We start from the raw sequence: 22,287 nt of genomic DNA on the forward strand, positions 1-22,287 counted from the left end.
AAGGCTATGCGACGTATTGCAGTGATGGGCGCGGCAGGGCGGATGGGCAAGACCCTGATCGAGGCTGTGCAGCAAACCCCGGGTGCCGGCCTGACGGCAGCGATCGATCGCCCTGACAGCTCGCTGGTCGGGGCGGACGCCGGTGAATTGGCGGCCCTCGGCCGGATCGGTGTGCTGCTGTCCGATGACCTGGCCAAGGTTGCCGACGAGTTCGACGTGCTGATCGATTTCACGCACCCTTCGGTCACCCTCAAGAACCTGGCGTTCTGCCGCAAGCACGGCAAGGCGATGATCATCGGTACTACGGGCTTCTCTGTTGAAGAGAAGCAGCTGCTGGCCGAGGCGGGCAAGGACATTCCAATCGTGTTTGCCGCCAACTTCAGTGTCGGCGTCAACCTCAGCCTCAAGCTGCTGGATATGGCGGCGCGGGTGCTGGGTGATGATGTTGATATCGAGATCATCGAGGCGCACCACCGGCACAAGGTCGATGCGCCGTCGGGTACTGCGCTGCGCATGGGTGAAGTGGTTGCCAATGCGCTGGGCCGGGACCTGCAGGAAGTGGCCGTGTATGGCCGCGAAGGGCAGACCGGTGCGCGTGATCGCAAGACCATTGGTTTCGCGACTGTGCGTGCCGGTGATGTGGTGGGTGATCACACTGTATTGTTCGCTGCCGAAGGCGAGCGTCTGGAAATCACTCACAAGGCCTCCAGCCGCATGACCTTCGCCAAGGGCGCCGTGCGTGCGGCGCTGTGGCTGGATGGGCGCGAGCCTGGCCTTTACGACATGCAGGATGTGCTCGAGCTGCGCTGAGCCGTTCGAGTGGTGTTGGCTTCTTCGCGGGCTTGCCCGCTCCCACAGGTATTGCGCCGGTCTTGGCGCCTGGTGGTTCTGTGGGAGCGGGCGAGCCCGCGAAGAAGCCACCGCCGATGTCAGTCTGTCGCATTGATGTGTTTTAGAGACACATATGCGGTAGACCGAAAACGCACTTTTCTGTAAGCTACAGCTTTAGTGTGTCCACTAAAAGCGCGCAGCGAATTGAATTCAGCACATGAAAGCGGGGTGACGTGTCCATACGTCACTCCGCTTTTTTGCAACCTGCGATCGCCCTTTCATGCTTGATTTACGGGAGGTCTTCTTGACAAAGCCAGCCATACTCGCCCTTGCCGACGGCAGTATTTTTCGCGGTGAAGCCATTGGTGCCGACGGTCAGACCGTTGGTGAGGTGGTATTCAACACCGCTATGACCGGCTACCAGGAAATCCTTACAGACCCTTCCTATGCGCAGCAAATCGTTACCCTGACCTACCCGCACATCGGTAACACCGGTACTACGCCGGAAGATGCCGAGTCGAACCGCGTCTGGTCCGCTGGCCTGGTCATCCGTGACCTGCCGCTGCTGGCCAGCAACTGGCGTAACACCCAGTCGCTGCCTGAATACCTCAAGGCCAACAACGTCGTTGCCATCGCTGGCATCGACACCCGTCGCCTGACCCGTATCCTGCGTGAAAAGGGTGCCCAGAACGGTTGCATCCTCGCCGGTGACAACATCAGCGAAGAAGCCGCCATCGCCGCTGCCCGTGGTTTCCCGGGCCTGAAGGGCATGGACCTGGCCAAGGTCGTTTCCACCAAAGAGCGCTACGAGTGGCGCTCCAGCGTGTGGGAGCTGAAAACCGACAGCCACCCGACCATCGAAGCTGCCGACCTGCCTTACCACGTGGTCGCCTTCGACTACGGCGTCAAGCTGAACATCCTGCGCATGCTGGTTGCCCGTGGCTGCCGCGTGACCGTGGTGCCGGCCCAGACCCCGGCCAGCGAAGTGCTGGCACTCAACCCGGACGGCGTGTTCCTGTCCAACGGCCCTGGTGACCCTGAGCCGTGCGACTACGCCATCCAGGCGATCAAGGAAATTCTTGAAACCGAGATTCCGGTATTCGGCATCTGCCTCGGCCACCAGCTGCTGGCCCTGGCCTCCGGCGCCAAGACCGTGAAAATGGGCCACGGTCACCACGGTGCCAACCACCCGGTCCAGGACCTGGACAGCGGTGTGGTCATGATCACCAGCCAGAACCACGGTTTTGCTGTTGATGAAACTACCCTGCCGGGCAACGTTCGCGCCATCCACAAGTCGCTGTTCGACGGCACCCTGCAGGGTATCGAGCGCACCGACAAGAGCGCGTTCAGCTTCCAGGGCCACCCTGAAGCGAGCCCTGGCCCGACCGACGTCGCGCCACTGTTCGATCGTTTCACCGATGCCATGGCCAAGCGCCGCTGAGCATCCTGCTTCAAGGCCCCGGGCCGGCTCGCGCCGCGCCCGGAAGCGCCTGACCCAGATTGTTCTAAGCGGCTTGCCGACTGACCCCGGATTTGAGTGACCACCATGCCAAAACGTACAGACATCAAAAGCATCCTGATTCTCGGTGCCGGCCCGATCGTGATCGGCCAGGCCTGTGAATTCGACTACTCCGGCGCCCAGGCCTGCAAGGCCCTGCGCGAGGAAGGTTTCCGCGTCATCCTGGTGAACTCCAACCCAGCCACCATCATGACCGACCCGGCCATGGCCGATGCCACCTACATCGAGCCGATCAAGTGGCAGTCGGTGGCCAAGATCATCGAGAAAGAGCGCCCGGACGCCGTTTTGCCGACCATGGGTGGCCAGACCGCACTGAACTGCGCCCTGGACCTGGAGCGCCACGGCGTTCTGGAGAAGTTCGGCGTAGAGATGATCGGTGCCAACGCCGACACCATCGACAAGGCTGAAGACCGCTCGCGCTTCGACAAGGCCATGAAGGATATCGGCCTGGAATGCCCGCGCTCGGGTATCGCCCACAGCATGGAAGAGGCCAATGCGGTCCTCGAAAAGCTCGGCTTCCCGTGCATCATCCGCCCGTCGTTCACCATGGGTGGCACCGGCGGTGGTATCGCTTACAACCGTGAAGAATTCGAAGAAATCTGCACCCGTGGTCTGGACCTGTCGCCGACCAAAGAGCTGCTGATCGACGAATCGCTGATCGGCTGGAAAGAGTACGAGATGGAAGTGGTCCGCGACAAAAAGGACAACTGCATCATCGTCTGCTCGATCGAAAACTTCGACCCCATGGGCGTGCACACCGGTGACTCGATCACCGTTGCTCCCGCGCAGACCCTGACCGACAAGGAATACCAGATCATGCGCAACGCCTCGCTGGCGGTGCTGCGTGAAATCGGTGTTGAAACCGGCGGTTCCAACGTGCAGTTCGGTATCTGCCCGGACACCGGCCGTATGGTCGTCATCGAGATGAACCCGCGCGTATCGCGTTCGTCCGCCCTGGCTTCCAAGGCCACCGGCTTCCCGATCGCCAAGATCGCCGCCAAGCTGGCCATTGGCTACACCCTCGACGAGCTGCAGAACGACATCACCGGCGGCCGCACCCCGGCTTCCTTCGAGCCGTCGATCGACTACGTCGTCACCAAGCTGCCGCGCTTCGCCTTCGAGAAATTCCCGAAAGCCGACGCCCGCCTGACCACCCAGATGAAATCCGTGGGTGAAGTCATGGCCATCGGCCGTACCTTCCAGGAATCCCTGCAGAAAGCCCTGCGCGGCCTGGAAGTCGGTGCCTGCGGTCTGGACCCGAAAGTGGACCTGGCCAGCCCTGAAGCTGCCGGCATCCTCAAGCGCGAGCTGACCGTGCCGGGCGCCGAGCGTATCTGGTACGTCGCTGACGCCATGCGTTCGGGCATGACCTGCGAAGAAATCTTTGCACTCACCGGCATCGACATGTGGTTCCTGGTGCAGATGGAAGATCTGATCAAGGAAGAAGAGAAGGTCAAGACCTTGGCCCTGTCGTCCATCGACAAGAGCCTGATGCTGCGCCTCAAGCGCAAAGGTTTCTCGGACCAGCGCCTGGCCGTGCTGCTGGGTATCACCGACAAGAATCTGCGCCGTCACCGCCACAAGCTCGAAGTGTTCCCGGTATATAAGCGCGTCGACACCTGCGCCGCCGAGTTCGCCACCGACACCGCCTACCTGTACTCCACCTACGAGGAAGAGTGCGAGGCGAACCCGTCGACCCGCGACAAGATCATGATCCTGGGTGGCGGGCCGAACCGTATCGGCCAAGGTATCGAGTTCGACTATTGCTGCGTACACGCCGCCTTGGCGCTGCGTGAAGACGGTTACGAGACCATCATGGTCAACTGCAACCCGGAAACCGTTTCCACCGACTACGACACCTCCGACCGCCTGTACTTCGAGCCGCTGACGCTGGAAGACGTCTTGGAAGTGTGCCGCGTCGAGAAGCCGAAAGGCGTGATCGTCCATTACGGCGGCCAGACCCCGCTGAAACTGGCCCGTGCCCTGGAAGAAGCCGGCGTACCGATCATCGGTACCAGCCCGGATGCCATCGACCGCGCCGAAGATCGTGAGCGCTTCCAGCAGATGGTTCAGCGCCTGAACCTGCTGCAGCCGCCAAACGCCACCGTGCGCAGCGAAGAAGAAGCCATCCGCGCTGCTGGCGGCATCGGCTACCCGCTGGTGGTGCGCCCGTCGTACGTACTGGGGGGCCGCGCCATGGAAATCGTCTACGAACTGGACGAGCTCAAACGCTACCTGCGTGAAGCGGTACAAGTGTCGAACGACAGCCCGGTACTGCTCGACCACTTCCTCAACTGCGCCATCGAGATGGACGTGGATGCGGTGTGCGATGGCACTGACGTTGTGATCGGCGCCATCATGCAGCACATCGAACAGGCCGGCGTTCACTCCGGTGACTCGGCGTGCTCGCTGCCACCTTACTCGCTGAGCAAGGAAGTGCAGGACGAAGTCCGCGTACAGGTCACCAAAATGGCCCTGGAGCTGGGCGTTGTCGGCCTGATGAACGTGCAGCTGGCCCTGCAAGGCGACAAGATCTACGTGATCGAAGTCAACCCGCGCGCCTCGCGTACCGTGCCGTTCGTGTCCAAGTGCATCGGCACTTCCCTGGCCATGATCGCCGCCCGCGTGATGGCCGGCAAAACCCTGAAAGAGCTGGGCTTCACCCAGGAAATCATCCCGAACTTCTATAGCGTCAAGGAAGCCGTCTTCCCGTTCGCCAAGTTCCCGGGGGTTGACCCGATCCTTGGCCCTGAGATGAAATCGACCGGTGAAGTCATGGGTGTCGGTGACACCTTCGGTGAAGCGTTCGCCAAAGCCCAGATGGGTGCCAGCGAAGTGCTGCCGACCGGTGGTACCGCGTTCATCAGCGTGCGTGACGACGACAAGCCACAAGTGGCTGGCGTTGCCCGCGACCTGATCGCCCTGGGCTTCGAAGTGGTTGCAACTGCTGGCACCGCCAAGGTTATCGAGGCGGCTGGCCTGAAAGTGCGCCGTGTGAACAAGGTGACCGAAGGTCGCCCGCACGTGGTCGACATGATCAAGAACGACGAAGTGTCGCTGATCATCAACACCACCGAGGGCCGTCAGTCGATTGCCGATTCCTACTCGATTCGTCGCAATGCGCTGCAGCACAAGATTTACTGCACCACCACCATTGCGGCCGGTGAAGCCATCTGCGAGGCGCTGAAATTTGGTCCTGAAAAGACCGTTCGTCGCCTGCAAGATCTGCATGCAGGACTGAAAGCATGAGCATTACCAAGTACCCGATGACCGTCCAGGGCGCTCGCGCCCTGGAAGAGGAGCACCTGTTCCTGAGCAAGACAGAGCGCCCGCGTTTGAGCCAGGCGATCGGTGAAGCGCGCGAACTGGGCGACCTCAAGGAGAACGCCGAATACCATGCCGCCCGCGAAGAGCAGGGCATGGTCGAGGCGCGTATCCGCGATATCGAAGGCCGTCTGCAGAACTCGGTCGTGATCGACGTGACCACCATTGCCCATACCGGCAAGGTCATCTTCGGCACCACCGTAGAGCTGGCCAACACCGAAACCGACGAGCGGGTGAAGTACCAGATCGTTGGCGAGGACGAAGCCAACATCAAGCTCGGCAAGCTTTCGGCAAGCGCGCCGATTGCCCGTGCCATTATCGGCAAGGAAGAAGGCGACATCGTCGTCATCAAGACGCCAAGCGGCACGGTCGAGTACGAGATTGTCGAAGTCCAGCACATCTGACCGGCGCCTGCGGGCGCCATCCCTTGAGGGGATCCTCTGGCAACTGGCCCAGGTTTTCTGGGTTGGTGGCCTGTGGGTGTTCCATGTAGGGCTGGTGCCTGCGCTCAAGGTCAGTGGTCTGGCGCCGCTGCTTGTGCAGGACATCGCCGGGCAGATCGACCGCTGGTTGATCGGCGTGGCGTTGCTTGGCTTGTTGACCCAGCTGGCAGTGCTGGCAAGGGTGGACGGCCTGGCGGCCTGGTGGCGGCAGTTCCGTGGCCAGATGCTGTTGCTCGGCTTCGGTGCCTGCGTGGGGTATTACACCTTGCGCTACGGTATTTCCGTGGGCGAGCGCTGGCAGATGTTCTGCTTCCTGGTGCTGGGCTTTTCCGGCATCGTGCTGGTGGCCCAGCCGGTACCGGTCAGGGCGCGTTCGCCGCGCCACTGACCGGAGCCACCGTTACTTGAAGCGGTGGATATTGGACAGCTGCTTGTTCGGCTGTGGGTTCTTGCGGTAGATCAGCGCTTTCTTGCCGATGGTCTGCACCAGCTCGGCACGGCCGGCCTTGCACAGCTCGGCAATGGTGGCAGCACGCTCTTCGCGGTCTTCCGAGCGAATTTCGACCTTGATCAGCTCATGGTCGACCAGTGCGCGCTCCAGCTCGCCGATTACGCCTTCATTCAGACCGTTCCCGGCAACGATCAGGACCGGCTTCAGGTCATGACCAATGGACTTGTATTGCTTCTTCTGCTCGTTATTGAGCGGCATAATCTGACCCTTTCCGTCTGATTCTGTAAAATTGACCGGCATTTTACCCGAGGGCCACCGGCTCCGCCCAGTCAATCACGACGCATATCATCGAGGTGCCCCGTGGTACAACGTTCCAAAAGCAGCGCAAACTGGCTGCGAGAGCATTTTAACGACCCTTTTGTGAAGCAGGCGCAGAAGGATGGCTACCGCTCGCGTGCGAGCTACAAACTGCTGGAGATCCAGGAAAAGGACCGCCTGATCCGTCCTGGCATGAGTGTAATCGACCTTGGCGCGGCCCCTGGCGGCTGGTCGCAGGTGACCAGTCGTCTGATTGGTGGTCAGGGCCGGTTGATCGCTTCCGACATCCTGGAAATGGACTCGATCCCCGACGTGACCTTCATCCAGGGTGACTTCACCGAGGATGCAGTGCTGCAGCAGATCCTCGCGGCGGTCGGTGATTCGCACGTAGACCTTGTGATTTCAGACATGGCCCCCAATATGAGTGGTACGCCCGAAGTGGACATGCCGCGCGCCATGTTCCTCTGCGAGCTGGCCCTGGATCTGGCAACCCGCGTGTTGAAGCCTGGCGGTGACTTCCTGATCAAGATTTTCCAGGGCGAAGGTTTCGATATGTACCTGAAGGATGTGCGCACCAAGTTCGACAAGGTGCAAATGCGCAAGCCGTCCTCTTCGCGGGACCGTTCCCGTGAGCAGTACCTGTTGGGCAAAGGTTTCAAAGGTGTTTGAAAAGCGTGCTGCGGGTGGTCGATAGTTATTTCCAATCGGCCCTCCCGTCTGGATCGTCCGAACTTCGTGTAGTCTAGCTTTCACAAAGGGTTACAGACGGTGCCTGCGGCTGCGTAGGTAATGTAGTAAGTTAGGGCGATGAATATCATGCGAGGCACGGCTGCGTCGTGCGCCGGCCTCAGAGGGTAGCGAATTGAACGACATGGCAAAGAATCTGATCCTGTGGTTGATCATCGCAGCTGTCCTGGTGACAGTGATGAACAACTTCTCCAGCCCTAACGAGCCGCAGACCCTCAACTATTCCGACTTCATCCAGCAGGTCAAGGATGGCAAGGTCGAGCGTGTGACCGTCGACGGCTACATCATTACCGGCAAGCGCGCCGACGGCGACAATTTCAAGACCGTGCGCCCGGCCATTACCGACAATGGCCTTATCGGTGACCTGGTCGACAACCACGTGGTTGTAGAAGGCAAGCAGCCTGAACAGCAGAGCATCTGGACGCAGTTGCTGGTCGCCAGCTTCCCGATCCTGGTGATCATTGCCGTGTTCATGTTCTTCATGCGCCAGATGCAAGGCGGTGCGGGTGGCAAGGGCGGGCCGATGAGTTTCGGCAAGAGCAAGGCGCGCCTGCTGTCCGAAGACCAGGTCAAAACCACATTGGCCGACGTTGCAGGTTGCGACGAAGCCAAGGAAGAAGTGGGCGAGCTGGTCGAGTTCCTGCGCGATCCGGGCAAGTTCCAGCGCCTGGGTGGCCGTATCCCGCGCGGTGTGCTGATGGTAGGCCCGCCCGGTACCGGTAAGACCCTGCTGGCCAAGGCCATTGCGGGCGAGGCGAAAGTACCGTTCTTCACCATTTCCGGTTCGGACTTCGTGGAAATGTTCGTCGGTGTCGGTGCCAGCCGTGTGCGCGACATGTTCGAACAGGCCAAGAAGCACGCCCCGTGCATCATCTTCATCGACGAGATCGACGCCGTTGGTCGCCACCGTGGCGCCGGCATGGGTGGTGGTCACGACGAGCGTGAGCAAACCCTCAACCAGTTGCTGGTAGAGATGGACGGCTTCGAAATGAACGATGGCATCATCGTCATCGCCGCCACCAACCGTCCCGACGTGCTCGACCCGGCACTGCTGCGTCCTGGTCGTTTCGACCGCCAGGTGGTGGTGGGCCTGCCAGACATCCGCGGTCGCGAACAGATCCTCAAGGTGCACATGCGCAAGGTGCCGATTGGCGAAAACGTCAACCCGGCGGTCATTGCCCGTGGTACCCCTGGCTTCTCCGGTGCCGACTTGGCCAACCTGGTCAACGAGGCTTCGCTGTTTGCCGCGCGTTCCAACAAGCGCCTGGTCGAAATGAAAGAGTTCGAGCTGGCCAAGGACAAGATCATGATGGGCGCCGAGCGCAAGACCATGGTCATGTCCGAGAAAGAAAAGCGCAACACTGCCTACCACGAGGCGGGTCATGCCATCGTTGGTCGCCTGGTGCCTGAGCACGACCCGGTCTACAAGGTTTCGATCATTCCGCGCGGTCGCGCCCTGGGCGTGACCATGTTCCTGCCGGAAGAAGACCGCTACAGCCTGTCCAAGCGTGCACTGATTAGCCAGATCTGCTCGTTGTACGGCGGCCGTATCGCCGAAGAGATGACCCTGGGCTTCGACGGCGTCACCACGGGTGCCTCCAACGACATCATGCGGGCCAGCCAGATCGCTCGCAACATGGTCACCAAGTGGGGCTTGTCGGAAAAACTCGGCCCGCTGATGTACGCAGAAGAAGAGGGTGAAGTGTTCCTCGGCCGCAGCGCGGGCAGCCAGCACGCCAGTGTGTCCGGCGAGACTGCCAAGCTGATCGACTCCGAAGTACGCAGCATCATCGACCAGTGCTACGCCACTGCCAAGCAGCTGCTGATCGAGAATCGCGACAAGCTCGAAGCGATGACCGAAGCGCTGATGAAGTATGAGACCATTGATGCCGATCAGATCGATGACATCATGGCTGGCCGTACGCCACGCGAACCGCGTGACTGGGACGACGACAAGCACTCGGGCACCCCTGCTGCCCAGGATGATCGCCCTGAATCGCCAATTGGCGGTCCGGCAGCTCAACACTAAGGGCGTCTATGAGCTCAGTGCAGTACCCGACCCGGTTGCCTTGCGGCAACCGGGTTCTTGATTTGTCGCGTACCCATGTCATGGGTATTCTCAATATCACCCCCGATTCCTTCTCCGATGGTGGGCGCTTCAGTCAGCGCGACGAGGCCCTGCGCCATGCCGAAGCGATGGCTGCCGCCGGCGCCACGCTGATCGACATCGGTGGTGAGTCCACGCGCCCCGGTGCGCGGGCGGTATCCGTGACCGAGGAGCTGGAGCGTGTGGCGCCGATGGTCGAGGCTATCAACAGCCGCCTGGACGTCGTCATTTCGGTCGATACTTCGACGCCTGCCGTCATGCGTGAATCGGCGCGCCTCGGTGCCGGGCTGATCAATGACGTCCGTGGCCTGGAGCGTGATGGCGCCCTGGATGCCGCTGCGGATACCGGGCTCCCGGTGTGCCTCATGCACATGCGCGGCGAGCCGGGTAACATGCAGGACGACCCGCATTACGATGATGTGGCCGCCGACGTTACGCGTTATCTTGAACAGCGGATGGCCGCCTGCGCTGCAGCGGGCATCGATGCGAACAGAATCATCCTTGACCCGGGCTTTGGTTTCGCCAAGACACTGGCGCACAACCTTAGCCTGTTCAAGCACATGGAAGCGCTCTATCGCCTTGGGCGCCCGCTGCTGGTGGGCGTTTCACGAAAGAGCATGATCGGCCTGACGCTGGATCGTCCGGTCGGCGAGCGGTTGTACGGCAGCCTTGCGCTGGCGGCGTTGGCCATGACCAAGGGGGCGAGCATCCTTCGTGTCCATGACGTGGCCGAAACTGTCGATGTGGTGCGCATGATCGCTGCGGTACAAAACGCCGAATAAGAACATTGGAGTCCCTATGAGCAGAAAATACTTTGGTACCGACGGCATTCGTGGCCGCGTCGGCGAATTCCCGATCACGCCTGACTTCATGCTGAAGCTTGGCTGGGCGGCCGGCATGGCCTTCCGTAAGCAGGGCCATTGCCGCGTGCTGGTGGGCAAGGACACGCGTATCTCCGGCTACATGTTCGAGTCCGCACTCGAAGCCGGTCTGGCCGCAGCAGGTGCCGACGTCATGCTGCTGGGGCCAATGCCTACACCGGCCATCGCCTACCTGACTCGCACCTTCCATGCGCAGGCGGGCATTGTCATCAGTGCTTCGCACAACCCGCACGAAGACAACGGCATCAAGTTTTTCTCGGGCCAGGGCACCAAGCTGCCGGACGAAGTCGAGCTGATGATCGAAGAGTTGCTCGACCAGCCGATGACCGTTGTCGACTCGAGCAAGCTGGGCAAGGTCTCTCGCATCAACGATGCTGCTGGCCGCTACATCGAATTCTGCAAGAGCAGCGTGCCTAGCAGCACCAGTTTCGATGGCCTGAAGCTTGTGGTCGACTGTGCCCACGGTGCCACCTACAAGGTTGCGCCAAGCGTGTTCCGCGAGCTGGGTGCTGACGTGACCGTGCTGCATGCCCAGCCGGACGGCTTGAACATCAACGAAGGTTGCGGCTCGACCCACATCGAATCGCTGCAGGCCGCTGTGCTGGTTGGCCATGCCGACCTCGGCATTGCCTTCGACGGTGACGGTGATCGCGTGTTGATGGTCGACCACACTGGCGCCATCGTCGACGGCGACGAGCTGCTGTTCATCATTGCCCGCGACCTGCACGACCGTGGCAAGCTGCAGGGCGGGGTAGTGGGTACGTTGATGAGCAACCTGGGCCTGGAGCTTGCGCTGAAGGACCTGGATATCCCGTTCGTGCGGGCCAAGGTCGGCGACCGTTACGTCATGGCCGAACTGCTGGAGCGCGAGTGGCTGGTCGGGGGGGAAAACTCTGGCCACGTCGTGTGCTGCAACCACACCACCACCGGTGACGCGATCATTGCCGCGCTGCAGGTGCTGATGGCGCTCAAGCGCCGTGGTGAAACCCTGGCGCAGGCTCGTCAGGCCCTGCGCAAGTGCCCGCAGGTGCTGATCAACGTGCGCTTCGGCGCGAGCAAGGTCGACCCGCTGGAGCACCCGGCAGTCAAGGAGGCCAGTGCCAATGTGACCGAAGCCTTGGCTGGTCGCGGTCGTGTTCTGTTGCGCAAGTCCGGTACCGAGCCGTTGGTGCGGGTCATGGTCGAGGGCGAAGACGAAAGCCAGGTGCGGACGCACGCTGAAGCGTTGGCCAGACTGGTCGGCGAAGTTTGTGTCTGAAGGCGCTTGCCAGCGCAGATCTGGTTGGGTAAGATCTGCGCCCACTTTGACCGACGAGGTAAAGCATGCGTCGCCCTATGGTAGCTGGTAACTGGAAGATGCACGGTACCCGCGCTAGCGTCGCTGAGCTGACCGAAGGCTTGAGCAATCTCGCCTTGCCGAGCGGAGTGGAAGTCGCGGTGTTTCCACCGGCTTTGTTCATCAATCAGGTGATTGATGGCCTGGCAGGTAAAGAAATAACTGTCGGCGCACAGAATTCTGCTGTACAACCCGAACAGGGTGCGCTGACCGGGGAAGTTGCTCCGGAACAGCTGGTTGAAGCAGGTTGCAAGTTGGTGTTGGTGGGTCACTCGGAGCGTCGCCAGATCATTGGTGAAACCGACGAAGTGCTCAATCGCAAGTTTGCAGCGGCCCAGGCCAAAGGTTTGAAGCCAGTGCTTTGCATCGGGGAAACCCTTGAAGAGCGCGAGGCAGGCAAAACGCTTGAAGTTGTCGGGCGTCAACTAAGCAGTATCATCGAAGCATTCGGTGTTCAGGCTTTTGCCAATGCAGTAATTGCCTATGAGCCTGTATGGGCCATCGGCACCGGCCTGACGGCCACGCCACAGCAGGCCCAGGATGTGCACGCCGCCATCCGCGGCCAGCTGGCGGCAGAAGATGCTGAAGTAGCTGCGAAGGTGCAGCTGCTCTACGGCGGCAGCGTGAAGGCGGCCAATGCGGCCGAACTGTTCGGCATGCCGGATATCGATGGGGGGCTCATTGGTGGGGCTTCCCTGAACGCAGACGAATTCGGTGCAATTTGTCGCGCCGCAGGAAACTGAACAAATGCTGGAAACAGTCATCGTTGTTTTTCATCTGTTGGCAGCGCTGTCGCTTGTAGTGCTGGTACTGTTGCAACAGGGTAAGGGTGCTGAAGCAGGTGCATCTTTCGGCGCGGGTGCTTCAAATACCGTGTTCGGGAGCCAGGGCTCTGCAACGTTCCTAAGTAAATTCACTGCTATACTCGCTGCCACTTTCTTTTTGACAGCACTTGGGTTAGGATACTTCGCGAAGCAACAAGCTCACCAGCTTAGCCAAGCAGGTCTTCCAGATCCAGCAGTGCTAGAAGTGAAAGAGCAGCAGAAGCCGGCAGTTAATGATGATGTACCGGTGCTCCAACAGCAGAAGAGCGAAACCCCCAATAATACGGGTGATGTACCTCCTCCCGCTCAAGAGCAGAAGTAACGGGTTTCAAGTAGTAGTATTGCCGAGGTGGTGGAATTGGTAGACACGCAACCTTGAGGTGGTTGTGCCCATAGGGTGTAGGGGTTCGAGTCCCCTTCTCGGTACCATATTGAAGCTTGAGAGCCCGCTTTAGCGGGCTTTCTTGTAGGTGAAGGTTTGGATTTGACCCTCAATGGGGTTCGGTCTTATACTTTCGCCCCAGCTTTGTCGCGGGGTGGAGCAGCTTGGTAGCTCGTCGGGCTCATAACCCGAAGGTCGTTGGTTCAAATCCAGCCCCCGCAACCAGCTTCAGCGGAGCCCCTTTTCAGGGGCTTTTTGCTAACCGAACAGTTTTCGGCGTCGTTGTCCAACGGCGCTTTCAGGGATGGGCGCTTCGCCCATTTTTCATTTGCACAGCATGCACGAGGGGGTTCAGGTGTCGAGCAAGCTAGAACAGTTGCAGGCCTTGTTGGCCCCGGTGGTCACGGGGCTGGGCTTCGAATGCTGGGGGATTGAATTCGTCTCCCAAGGCAAGCATTCGGTACTACGTGTCTACATCGACAAGGAAGGCGGGATTCTGGTGGACGACTGCGCAGAAGTCAGCCGTCAGGTCAGCAGCGTTCTCGATGTGGAAGATCCGATCAGCTCTGAATATACCCTAGAGGTTTCTTCTCCTGGCATGGAACGCCCGCTGTTCACGCTTGAACAGTTTGCCTCGCATGCCGGCGAACAAGTGAAGATCAAGCTGCGCTCACCCTTCGAGGGTCGTCGTAACTTCCAGGGCCTTCTCCGCGGTGTGGAGGAGCAGGATGTGGTGGTCCAGGTGGACGATCAAGAGTTCCTGTTGCCGATCGACTCGATCGACAAGGCCAATATTATTCCCAGTTTTGACTGAGACGTGCCGGGCCCGGCGGACTATCCGGGCCCAATGGCTTGCGCAAGGCGAGGCGTACGATGAGCAAAGAAGTACTGCTGGTTGTTGAATCGGTATCCAACGAAAAAGGTGTACCGCCCGGCGTCATTTTCGAAGCGCTGGAAGTGGCCCTGGCCACTGCGACCAAAAAACGTTTTGAAGATGAAGTCGATCTGCGTGTGGAAATCAATCGTCACACCGGTAGCTACGAGACCTTCCGTCGCTGGACCGTGGTCGATGAAGCCGATCTTGATGATCCGGCGATCGAAACCTGGCTGGACAAGATCAAGGACACTCATCCGGAAGCCAAGATTGGTGACGTGATCGAGGAGAAGATCGAGTCCATCGAGTTCGGTCGTATCGCCGCCCAGACCGCCAAGCAGGTCATCGTACAGAAGGTCCGTGAGGCCGAGCGTGCCCAGGTGGTCGATGCTTACCGCGAACGCGTAGGCGAGATCATTTCCGGTACCGTTAAAAAGGTTACCCGCGACAACGTCATCGTTGACCTGGGTAACAACGCCGAGGCCTTGCTGGCCCGCGAAGATATTATTCCGCGCGAAACCTTCCGTGTGGGTGTGCGCCTGCGTGCACTGCTCAAGGAAATTCGCACTGAAAACCGTGGTCCTCAGCTGATCCTGTCGCGCACTGCGCCACAGATGCTGATCGAGCTTTTCCGCATTGAAGTGCCGGAAATTGCCGAGGGCCTCATTGAAGTCATGGCTGCCTCCCGTGATCCGGGTTCGCGAGCCAAGATCGCCGTCCGCTCCAAGGACAAGCGCATCGACCCGCAAGGCGCCTGTATCGGCATGCGTGGTTCGCGCGTCCAAGCTGTATCCGGGGAGTTGGGTGGTGAGCGTGTGGATATCGTCCTGTGGGACGATAACCCGGCGCAGTTCGTCATCAACGCCATGTCGCCGGCTGAAGTCGCGGCGATCATCGTTGATGAAGATGCCCATGCCATGGACATCGCCGTCGCCGAGGATAACCTGGCCCAGGCCATTGGCCGTGGCGGTCAGAACGTTCGTCTTGCCAGTCAGTTGACCGGCTGGACCCTGAACGTGATGACCGAGAAGGACATTCAGGCCAAGCAGCAGGCCGAAACAGGTGACATCCTGCGCAATTTCATCGATGAACTGGAAGTCGACGAGGAGCTGGCCCAAGTGCTGGTCGACGAAGGCTTCACCAGCCTCGAAGAAATTGCCTACGTACCGTTGGAAGAAATGCTCAACATCGATGGCTTTGACGAAGATATCGTCAATGAGCTCCGCGCTCGAGCCAAGGACCGTTTGTTGACCAAGGCCATCGCTACCGAAGAAAAACTGGCAGACGCCCACCCGGCCGAAGACCTGCTCTCTCTTGAGGGTATGGACAAGGACCTGGCGGCTGAACTGGCGGTGCGCGGCGTGGTTAACCGCGAAGACCTGGCCGAGCAGTCGATCGACGATCTGCTCGACATCGACGGCATCGACGAAGAGCGTGCCGGCAAGTTGATCATGGCCGCCCGAGCCCATTGGTTCGAGTAATTAGGCGCGGCCTGAGGAGAGAAGTGCATGACGCAAGTCACGGTGAAAGAACTGGCCCAAGAGGTCGAGGCACCGGTAGAGCGCCTGCTGCAGCAGATGCGTGAGGCAGGTCTGCCGCACACCGACGCCGGTCAGGTAGTGACCGACAATGAGAAGCAGACCCTGCTGACTCATTTGAAAAGCAGCCACAAGAGCAAGGCGGAAGAGCCGCGCAAGATTACCTTGCAGCGCAAAACCACCAGCACCCTGCGTGTCGCCGGTAGCAAAAGCATTAGCGTAGAAGTACGCAAGAAGAAAGTATTCGTGCAGCGCAGCCCGGAAGAAGTCCAGGCTGAGCAGAAGCGTGAAGTGGAAGAGCGCCGCGCGGCTGAAAACGCCGTTCGTGACAAGGTTGATGCCGAAGTCCGCCAGCGCAACGAAGATCAGGCTCGCCGTCAGGCAGCCGACTCTGCTGTAGCCGCTCCTGCGCCTGCCGCCAAGCCAGAGCCGGCACCTGCCGCTGCCCCGGCTCCGGTAGTCGCCGACGCCCCGGCCTCCGAAGACGCTGCAGCCCGTGCTGCCGAGCGCAAGAAGGACGAGACCCGTCGCAACGAAAGCCGTACTCGCGATGACGATCGTCGTCGTGGCGAGGCGCCTCGTGTGTCGATCAAGGTCAAGGTCAAGGAAAAGGAAAAGGCGCCGACTCCGCGTGCTGCTCCGCGTACCACCGACGAAGAGAGCGATGGCGCTCGTCGCGGTCGTGGTGGCAAGGGCAAGCTGAAGAAGCGTAACCAGCATGGCTTCCAGAACCCGACCGGCCCCGTCATCCGTGACGTGACCATCGGCGAGACCATCACGGTCTCCGAACTGGCCAACCAGATGTCCGTCAAGGGCGCTGAAGTTGTCAAGTTCATGTTCAAGATGGGCACCCCGGTTACCATCAACCAGGTACTCGACCAGGAAACCGCTCAGCTGATCGCAGAAGAGCTGGGCCACAAGGTCACCCTGGTCAGCGACAGCGCCCTGGAAGACTCCCTGGCCGAATCGCTGAAATTCGAAGGCCAGTCCGAGTCGCGTGCGCCGGTGGTAACTGTCATGGGCCACGTTGACCATGGTAAGACCTCGCTGCTCGACTACATCCGTCGTGCCAAGGTTGCTGCTGGCGAAGCCGGTGGTATCACCCAGCACATCGGTGCCTACCACGTCGAAACCGACCGCGGCATGGTCACCTTCCTCGACACCCCGGGCCACGCAGCTTTCACTCAGATGCGTGCACGTGGTGCCAAGGCGACCGACATCGTCATCCTGGTGGTGGCGGCGGACGACGGCGTGATGCCGCAAACCCGCGAGGCCGTTCAGCATGCCAAGGCAGCTGGCGTTCCGCTGGTGGTCGCGGTGAACAAGATCGACAAGCCAGGTGCTGACCTCGATCGCATCCGTAACGAACTGTCCGTCGAAGGCGTGACCTCCGAGGAATGGGGTGGTGACACGCCGTTCGTCAAGGTTTCGGCGAAGATGGGTACCGGTGTCGACGAACTGCTCGAAGCCGTCCTGCTGCAGGCCGAGGTTCTCGAACTGACCGCTACGCCGACCGCCCCAGGCCGTGGTGTCGTGGTTGAATCGCGCCTCGACAAGGGCCGTGGTCCGGTTGCTACCATCCTGGTCCAGGACGGTACACTGCGTCAGGGCGACATGGTCCTGTGTGGCTCCAACTATGGCCGTGTTCGCGCCATGCTCGACGAGAACGGCAAGCCTGTGAAGGAAGCTGGCCCGTCGATCCCGGTCGAGATCCTCGGCCTGGATGGCACGCCGGAAGCCGGTGACGAGCTGTCGGTAGTGGCCGACGAGAAGAAAGCCCGCGAAGTTGCCCTGTTCCGTCAAGGCAAGTACCGCGAGGTCAAGCTGGCCCGTGCTCACGCCGGCAAGCTGGAAAACATCTTCGAGAACATGGGCCAGGCCGAGAAGAAAACCCTCAACATCGTTCTCAAGACCGATGTTCGCGGTTCGCTCGAGGCGCTCAACGGTTCGCTCGGCGCTCTGGGCAACGACGAAGTACAGGTCCGTGTGATCGGTGGCGGCGTCGGTGGTATCACCGAGAGCGACGCCAACCTGGCGCTGGCTTCGAATGCAGTACTGTTCGGCTTCAACGTGCGTGCCGATGCCGGCGCGCGCAAGATCGTCGAGCAGGAAGGTCTGGATATGCGTTACTACAACGTGATCTACGACATCATCGAAGACGTCAAAAAGGCCCTGACCGGCATGCTCGGCAGCGATGTTCGCGAGAACATCCTGGGTGTCGCCGAAGTACGTGACGTGTTCCGTTCGCCGAAGTTCGGCGCCATCGCTGGCTGTATGGTCATCGAGGGTACCGTGTACCGTAACCGTCCGATCCGCGTACTGCGCGAAGACGTGGTTATCTTCGAAGGCGAGCTGGAATCGCTGCGTCGCTTCAAGGACGACGCCGCCGAAGTGCGTAACGGCATGGAGTGCGGTATTGGCGTCAAGAGCTACAACGACGTCAAGGTCGGTGACAAGATCGAAGTGTTCGAGAAAGTCCAGGTGGCTCGTACCCTCTAAGGGCGAGCTAGCCGAAAACGCCCGCTACAGGGCGGTTTGCGGCACCTCTTCAGGTAGCGCCCGGTCAGGCATTCGTCTGACCGGGCGTTTGCCGCTTTAAGTTACAGGTAGCAAGAATGGCCAAAGAATACAGCCGTACCCAACGTATCGGCGATCAGATGCAGCGCGAGCTGGCCGAGCTGATCCGTCGCGAAGTCAAGGATCCACGTGTCGGTCTGGTCACCATCACCGCCGTGGACGTCAGCCGTGACCTGGGCCATGCCAAGGTGTTCATCACCGTCATGGGCGAGGAAACGCCAGACGCCGTGAAGCAGTCGTTGAAGGCACTGAACAGTGCTGCCAGCTTCCTGCGTCTGCACCTGGGCCGCTCGATGCAGCTGCGCAGCGTGCCGCAGTTGCACTTCCACTTCGATGAAAGCGTCAGCCGTGGTGTGCACCTGTCGGCGCTGATCGAGCGTGCAGTGGCCGAAGACCGCCTGCACAAGGATACCGACGAGCTGGACACCAAGGAGTAAGCGGTGGCCCAGGTCAAACGTATCCGCCGCAATGTCAGCGGCATCATCCTGCTCGACAAGCCTCTGGGCTTCACGTCCAACGCCGCCCTGCAAAAGGTGCGCTGGCTGCTCAACGCGGAAAAGGCCGGTCACACCGGTAGCCTCGACCCGTTGGCAACCGGCGTGCTGCCGCTGTGCTTCGGCGAGGCGACCAAGTTTTCGCAGTACCTGCTCGATTCCGACAAGGGCTACGAAACCGTCATGCAGATGGGGCAGACTACCAACACCGGCGATGCTGAAGGTGAGGTGCTGCAGACCCGCGAAGTGACCGTTGGTCGTGCCGACATCGAAGCGGTGCTGCCACGTTTTCGTGGCCCGATCAGCCAGATACCGCCGATGTACTCGGCGCTCAAGCGTGACGGCCAGCCGTTGTACAAGCTGGCACGTGCAGGAGAGGTAGTGGAGCGCGAGGCGCGTTCTGTTACTATTAACCGCTTGGAGTTGCTGGAGTGCGAAGGCACTCGTGCACGGTTGACCGTAGGATGCAGCAAAGGCACCTATATCCGCACCCTGGTGGAGGATATCGGCGAGGCCCTTGGTTGCGGTGCCTATGTCGCCGAGCTGCGCAGGACCCAGGCCGGGCCCTTCGCGCTGGCTCAAACGGTCACGCTCGAAGCGCTTGAACAGGCCCATGCCGAAGGCGGTAACGAAGCGCTCGATCGCTTCCTGATGCCCTCGGACAGCGGCCTGCAGGACTGGCCCATGGTGAGCCTGTCCGAGCACAGCGCGTTCTACTGGCTGCATGGTCAGGCGGTACGCGCGCCGGACGCGCCACAATTTGGCATGGTCCGGGTACAGGATCACAATGCGCGTTTCATCGGTATCGGTGAAGTGAGCGAAGACGGGCGTATTGCGCCGCGTCGGCTGATTCGGTCGGAATGACCGAAACCGCGGGGTAAGGCTTTGGCCGAACCCTACGGAATCAAGGGTGGCTGTCAGTAGGCACGGTCACACCTTTTTTATTAATACAGGGATTTGTCCCTGGCCTATTGGACCCCGCTTGCGGGATCCGTTATCAGGAGAAGCCAAATGGCCCTCAGCGTTGAAGAAAAAGCTCAAATCGTTACCGACTTCCAGCAAGCCGCTGGCGACACTGGTAGCCCGGAAGTTCAGGTTGCTCTGCTGACCGCGAACATCAACAAGCTGCAAGGCCACTTCAAGGCCAACGGTAAAGACCACCACTCGCGTCGTGGCCTGATCCGTATGGTAAACCAGCGTCGTAAGCTGCTGGACTACCTGAAGGGTAAAGACACCACTCGTTACAGCGCCCTGATCGGTCGCCTGGGCCTGCGTCGCTAATAGCGGCCTGGTCAGTGGTGTGCATGGCGTGTCTCATGCAGTGGCAGCGCTGCCTGGCAGCGTTGTCTATGGGCACGCCATGCGTATCTCCGAGGTTGGCAGCCTGGTGAAGTGGAGCGGTTTTCCGCTCTTCAACCAGGCTCCCAGCCTCGTGTTGTATCTGGACGGTCAATGGGGCCGATTCCCCGTTCTGCCCACAAATTCGCAAGAAACCAGTTCCCCCAGAGCCACTGAAAAAGGTAGGAAACCGTGAACCCGGTAATCAAGACATTCCAGTTCGGTCAGTCGACCGTTACTCTCGAAACGGGCCGTATTGCCCGTCAGGCAACCGGCGCCGTGCTGGTTACCGTCGACAACGACGTCACCGTGCTGGTGACTGTGGTAGGCGCCAAACAGGCTGATCCAGGCAAGGGTTTCTTCCCGCTGTCGGTTCACTACCAGGAAAAGACCTACGCCGCCGGCAAGATCCCAGGTGGTTTCTTCAAGCGTGAAGGCCGTCCTTCCGAGAAAGAGACCCTGACCTCGCGCCTGATCGACCGTCCGATCCGTCCGCTGTTCCCGGAAGGCTTCATGAACGAAGTGCAGGTCGTCTGCACCGTGGTTTCCACCAGCAAGAAGACCGACCCGGACATCGCTGCGATGATCGGTACCTCGGCTGCCCTGGCCATCTCGGGTATTCCGTTCGAAGGCCCGATCGGCGCCGCCCGCGTTGCCTTCCACGAAAGCACCGGCTACCTGCTGAACCCTACCTACGAGCAACTGGCTGCCTCGAGCCTGGACATGGTCGTTGCCGGTACCTCCGACGCCGTGCTGATGGTTGAATCGGAAGCTCAAGAGCTGACCGAAGACCAGATGCTGGGTGCCGTACTGTTCGCCCACGACGAGTTCCAGGCTGTTATCCAGGCTGTCAAAGAGCTGGCTGCCGAAGCTGGCAAGCCGACCTGGGACTGGAAACCTGCGGTTGCCAACACCGAGCTGTTCAACGCCATCCGCGCCGAGTTCGGCGAAGCGGTTTCGCAGGGTTACACCATCACCGTCAAGGCTGACCGCTATGCGCGCCTGGGCGAGCTGCGTGACCAGGCCATCGCCAAGTTCTCCGGTGAAGAAGGCCAGCCTTCGGCTTCCGAAGTCAAAGAAATCTTCGGCGAAATCGAATACCGCACCGTTCGCGAAAACATCGTCAACGGCAAGCCTCGTATCGACGGCCGCGACACCAAGACCGTTCGTCCGCTGAACATCGAAGTAGGTGTTCTGCCGAAGACCCACGGTTCGGCGCTGTTCACCCGTGGTGAAACCCAGGCTCTGGTCGTTGCGACCCTGGGTACTGCCCGTGACGCCCAGCTGCTGGACACCCTCGAAGGCGAGAAGAAAGACCCCTTCATGCTGCACTACAACTTCCCGCCGTTCTCGGTGGGCGAGTGTGGTCGTATGGGCGGTGCTGGCCGTCGCGAAATCGGCCACGGCCGTCTGGCCCGTCGCTCGGTCCAGGCCATGCTGCCGGCTGCTGACGTGTTCCCGTACACCATCCGCGTGGTTTCGGAAATCACCGAATCCAACGGTTCCAGCTCCATGGCTTCGGTCTGTGGCGCTTCCCTGGCCCTGATGGACGCTGGTGTGCCAATGAAGGCGCCGGTTGCCGGTATCGCCATGGGCCTGGTCAAGGAAGGCGAGAAGTTTGCCGTTCTGACCGACATCCTGGGTGACGAAGACCACTTGGGCGACATGGACTTCAAGGTAGCCGGTACCGCCAAAGGTGTTACCGCGCTGCAGATGGACATCAAGATCAACGGCATCACCGAAGAGATCATGGAAATCGCCCTGGGCCAAGCCCTGGAAGCGCGCCTGAACATCCTCGGCCAGATGAACCAGATCATTGGTCAGTCGCGTACCGAACTGTCGGCCAACGCCCCGACCATGATCGCGATGAAGATCGACACCGACAAGATCCGTGACGTCATCGGTAAAGGCGGCGCCACCATCCGTGCCATCTGTGAAGAGACCAAGGCTTCGATCGATATCGAAGACGACGGCTCGATCAAGATCTTCGGCGAAACCAAGGAAGCGGCAGAGGCTGCCAAGCAGCGCATCCTGGGCATCACCGCAGAGGCCGAAATCGGCAAGATCTACGTGGGTAAGGTTGAGCGTATCGTCGACTTCGGCGCCTTCGTGAACATCCTGCCTGGCAAGGACGGCCTGGTGCACATTTCGATGCTGAGCGATGCTCGCGTCGAAAAAGTCACCGACATCCTGAAAGAAGGCCAGGAAGTTGAAGTGCTGGTACTGGACGTGGACAACCGCGGCCGTATCAAGCTGTCGATCAAAGATGTTGCCGCGGCCAAGGCCTCGGGCGTCTAAGCGAC

At 60.4% G+C, this 22,287-nt stretch carries 19 protein-coding genes and 2 tRNA genes; 20 read left to right on the forward strand and 1 reads right to left on the reverse strand.

Annotation, left to right across the window (positions count from 1 at the left end):
* The first annotated feature begins 6 nt into the window (after positions 1-6).
* The 5 genes from dapB (at position 7) to SB756_RS23365 (ending at position 6,505) form a co-directional block, all read left to right on the forward strand.
* A complete protein-coding gene (gene dapB, locus SB756_RS23345; RefSeq protein WP_016501648.1) occupies positions 7-810 on the forward strand; it encodes a 4-hydroxy-tetrahydrodipicolinate reductase in 804 nt (267 codons plus the stop codon).
* A gap of 325 nt (positions 811-1,135) precedes the next feature.
* A complete protein-coding gene (gene carA, locus SB756_RS23350; protein WP_341796826.1) occupies positions 1,136-2,272 on the forward strand; it encodes a glutamine-hydrolyzing carbamoyl-phosphate synthase small subunit in 1,137 nt (378 codons plus the stop codon).
* A gap of 105 nt (positions 2,273-2,377) precedes the next feature.
* Positions 2,378-5,599 carry a carbamoyl-phosphate synthase large subunit gene (gene carB / locus SB756_RS23355; RefSeq protein WP_016501646.1) on the forward strand — a complete coding sequence of 1,074 codons (3,222 nt, stop codon included), beginning with the start codon at positions 2,378-2,380 and terminating at the stop codon, positions 5,597-5,599.
* Positions 5,596-6,078 carry a transcription elongation factor GreA gene (gene greA, locus SB756_RS23360; RefSeq protein ID WP_016501645.1) on the forward strand — a complete coding sequence of 161 codons (483 nt, stop codon included), beginning with the start codon at positions 5,596-5,598 and terminating at the stop codon, positions 6,076-6,078. The genes carB and greA overlap by 4 nt, the downstream gene beginning before the upstream one ends.
* The gene (locus SB756_RS23365; RefSeq protein WP_012053750.1) at positions 6,056-6,505 is read left to right on the forward strand and encodes a hypothetical protein; all 450 of its coding nucleotides are present in this window, start codon (positions 6,056-6,058) and stop codon (positions 6,503-6,505) included. Before greA ends, SB756_RS23365 begins: the two co-directional genes overlap by 23 nt.
* A 12-nt stretch (positions 6,506-6,517) precedes the next feature.
* Here SB756_RS23365 and SB756_RS23370 read toward each other — a convergent pair whose 3' ends face one another.
* The gene (locus tag SB756_RS23370) at positions 6,518-6,826 is read right to left on the reverse strand and encodes a YhbY family RNA-binding protein (RefSeq protein ID WP_341796825.1); all 309 of its coding nucleotides are present in this window, start codon (positions 6,824-6,826) and stop codon (positions 6,518-6,520) included.
* 102 nt (positions 6,827-6,928) lie between these two features.
* On the opposite strand from SB756_RS23370, the gene rlmE reads away from it, so the two are divergent.
* From rlmE to pnp, 15 genes are all read left to right on the forward strand, one after another.
* Complete coding sequence (rlmE, locus tag SB756_RS23375; protein ID WP_041167880.1) at positions 6,929-7,555, forward strand: 23S rRNA (uridine(2552)-2'-O)-methyltransferase RlmE; 627 nt, start codon at positions 6,929-6,931, stop codon at positions 7,553-7,555.
* 202 nt (positions 7,556-7,757) lie between these two features.
* A complete protein-coding gene (gene ftsH / locus SB756_RS23380; RefSeq protein ID WP_041167879.1) occupies positions 7,758-9,662 on the forward strand; it encodes an ATP-dependent zinc metalloprotease FtsH in 1,905 nt (634 codons plus the stop codon).
* Between the two features lie 8 nt (positions 9,663-9,670).
* Positions 9,671-10,522, forward strand: coding sequence for a dihydropteroate synthase (gene folP / locus SB756_RS23385; RefSeq protein WP_341796824.1), 852 nt, complete (start codon positions 9,671-9,673; stop codon positions 10,520-10,522).
* 16 nt (positions 10,523-10,538) lie between these two features.
* Positions 10,539-11,879 (forward strand): phosphoglucosamine mutase, encoded by a 1,341-nt coding sequence (glmM, locus tag SB756_RS23390; RefSeq protein ID WP_341796823.1) that lies wholly within the window; start codon positions 10,539-10,541, stop codon positions 11,877-11,879.
* Positions 11,880-11,944: 65 nt separating this feature from the next.
* Positions 11,945-12,700 carry a triose-phosphate isomerase gene (tpiA, locus tag SB756_RS23395; RefSeq protein ID WP_341796822.1) on the forward strand — a complete coding sequence of 252 codons (756 nt, stop codon included), beginning with the start codon at positions 11,945-11,947 and terminating at the stop codon, positions 12,698-12,700.
* 4 nt (positions 12,701-12,704) lie between these two features.
* Positions 12,705-13,103, forward strand: coding sequence for a preprotein translocase subunit SecG (secG, locus tag SB756_RS23400; protein ID WP_341796821.1), 399 nt, complete (start codon positions 12,705-12,707; stop codon positions 13,101-13,103).
* Between the two features lie 21 nt (positions 13,104-13,124).
* Positions 13,125-13,210, forward strand: a tRNA-Leu gene (locus SB756_RS23405).
* Between the two features lie 101 nt (positions 13,211-13,311).
* Positions 13,312-13,388, forward strand: a tRNA-Met gene (locus tag SB756_RS23410).
* A 130-nt stretch (positions 13,389-13,518) separates the two neighbouring features.
* A complete protein-coding gene (gene rimP / locus SB756_RS23415) occupies positions 13,519-13,977 on the forward strand; it encodes a ribosome maturation factor RimP (protein ID WP_033702568.1) in 459 nt (152 codons plus the stop codon).
* A gap of 59 nt (positions 13,978-14,036) precedes the next feature.
* Entirely contained in the window at positions 14,037-15,518 is a 1,482-nt protein-coding gene (gene nusA / locus SB756_RS23420) for a transcription termination factor NusA (protein WP_016489167.1), read from the forward strand.
* Positions 15,519-15,545: 27 nt separating this feature from the next.
* The gene (gene infB / locus SB756_RS23425; protein ID WP_016501636.1) at positions 15,546-18,074 is read left to right on the forward strand and encodes a translation initiation factor IF-2; all 2,529 of its coding nucleotides are present in this window, start codon (positions 15,546-15,548) and stop codon (positions 18,072-18,074) included.
* A 116-nt stretch (positions 18,075-18,190) separates the two neighbouring features.
* Positions 18,191-18,589 carry a 30S ribosome-binding factor RbfA gene (rbfA, locus tag SB756_RS23430; RefSeq protein WP_016489165.1) on the forward strand — a complete coding sequence of 133 codons (399 nt, stop codon included), beginning with the start codon at positions 18,191-18,193 and terminating at the stop codon, positions 18,587-18,589.
* Positions 18,590-18,592: 3 nt separating this feature from the next.
* Positions 18,593-19,510: a tRNA pseudouridine(55) synthase TruB gene (gene truB / locus SB756_RS23435; protein ID WP_016501634.1), complete on the forward strand. Its 918-nt coding sequence runs from the start codon at positions 18,593-18,595 to the stop codon at positions 19,508-19,510.
* A gap of 147 nt (positions 19,511-19,657) precedes the next feature.
* Entirely contained in the window at positions 19,658-19,927 is a 270-nt protein-coding gene (gene rpsO, locus SB756_RS23440; protein ID WP_012274241.1) for a 30S ribosomal protein S15, read from the forward strand.
* 249 nt (positions 19,928-20,176) lie between these two features.
* A complete protein-coding gene (gene pnp / locus SB756_RS23445) occupies positions 20,177-22,282 on the forward strand; it encodes a polyribonucleotide nucleotidyltransferase (RefSeq protein WP_341796820.1) in 2,106 nt (701 codons plus the stop codon).
* The last annotated feature ends 5 nt before the right edge of the window (positions 22,283-22,287 follow it).

The organism is Pseudomonas sp. SIMBA_068, assembly GCF_046534705.1.
In the GTDB taxonomy this organism is placed as follows: domain Bacteria; phylum Pseudomonadota; class Gammaproteobacteria; order Pseudomonadales; family Pseudomonadaceae; genus Aquipseudomonas; species Aquipseudomonas putida.

What these genes read in the sequence shown, in the direction of transcription:
- carB (WP_016501646.1), top strand. Translation starts at nt 2,378, where the DNA reads ATGCCAAAACGTACAGACATCAAAAGCATCCTGATTCTCGGTGCCGGC.
- glmM (WP_341796823.1), top strand. Translation starts at nt 10,539, where the DNA reads ATGAGCAGAAAATACTTTGGTACCGACGGCATTCGTGGCCGCGTCGGC.
- dapB (WP_016501648.1), top strand. Translation starts at nt 7, where the DNA reads ATGCGACGTATTGCAGTGATGGGCGCGGCAGGGCGGATGGGCAAGACC.
- nusA (WP_016489167.1), top strand. Translation starts at nt 14,037, where the DNA reads ATGAGCAAAGAAGTACTGCTGGTTGTTGAATCGGTATCCAACGAAAAA.
- folP (WP_341796824.1), top strand. Translation starts at nt 9,671, where the DNA reads ATGAGCTCAGTGCAGTACCCGACCCGGTTGCCTTGCGGCAACCGGGTT.
- rbfA (WP_016489165.1), top strand. Translation starts at nt 18,191, where the DNA reads ATGGCCAAAGAATACAGCCGTACCCAACGTATCGGCGATCAGATGCAG.
- ftsH (WP_041167879.1), top strand. Translation starts at nt 7,758, where the DNA reads ATGGCAAAGAATCTGATCCTGTGGTTGATCATCGCAGCTGTCCTGGTG.
- greA (WP_016501645.1), top strand. Translation starts at nt 5,596, where the DNA reads ATGAGCATTACCAAGTACCCGATGACCGTCCAGGGCGCTCGCGCCCTG.
- secG (WP_341796821.1), top strand. Translation starts at nt 12,705, where the DNA reads ATGCTGGAAACAGTCATCGTTGTTTTTCATCTGTTGGCAGCGCTGTCG.
- infB (WP_016501636.1), top strand. Translation starts at nt 15,546, where the DNA reads ATGACGCAAGTCACGGTGAAAGAACTGGCCCAAGAGGTCGAGGCACCG.
- SB756_RS23370 (WP_341796825.1), bottom strand. Translation starts at nt 6,826, where the DNA reads ATGCCGCTCAATAACGAGCAGAAGAAGCAATACAAGTCCATTGGTCAT.
- tpiA (WP_341796822.1), top strand. Translation starts at nt 11,945, where the DNA reads ATGCGTCGCCCTATGGTAGCTGGTAACTGGAAGATGCACGGTACCCGC.
- rpsO (WP_012274241.1), top strand. Translation starts at nt 19,658, where the DNA reads ATGGCCCTCAGCGTTGAAGAAAAAGCTCAAATCGTTACCGACTTCCAG.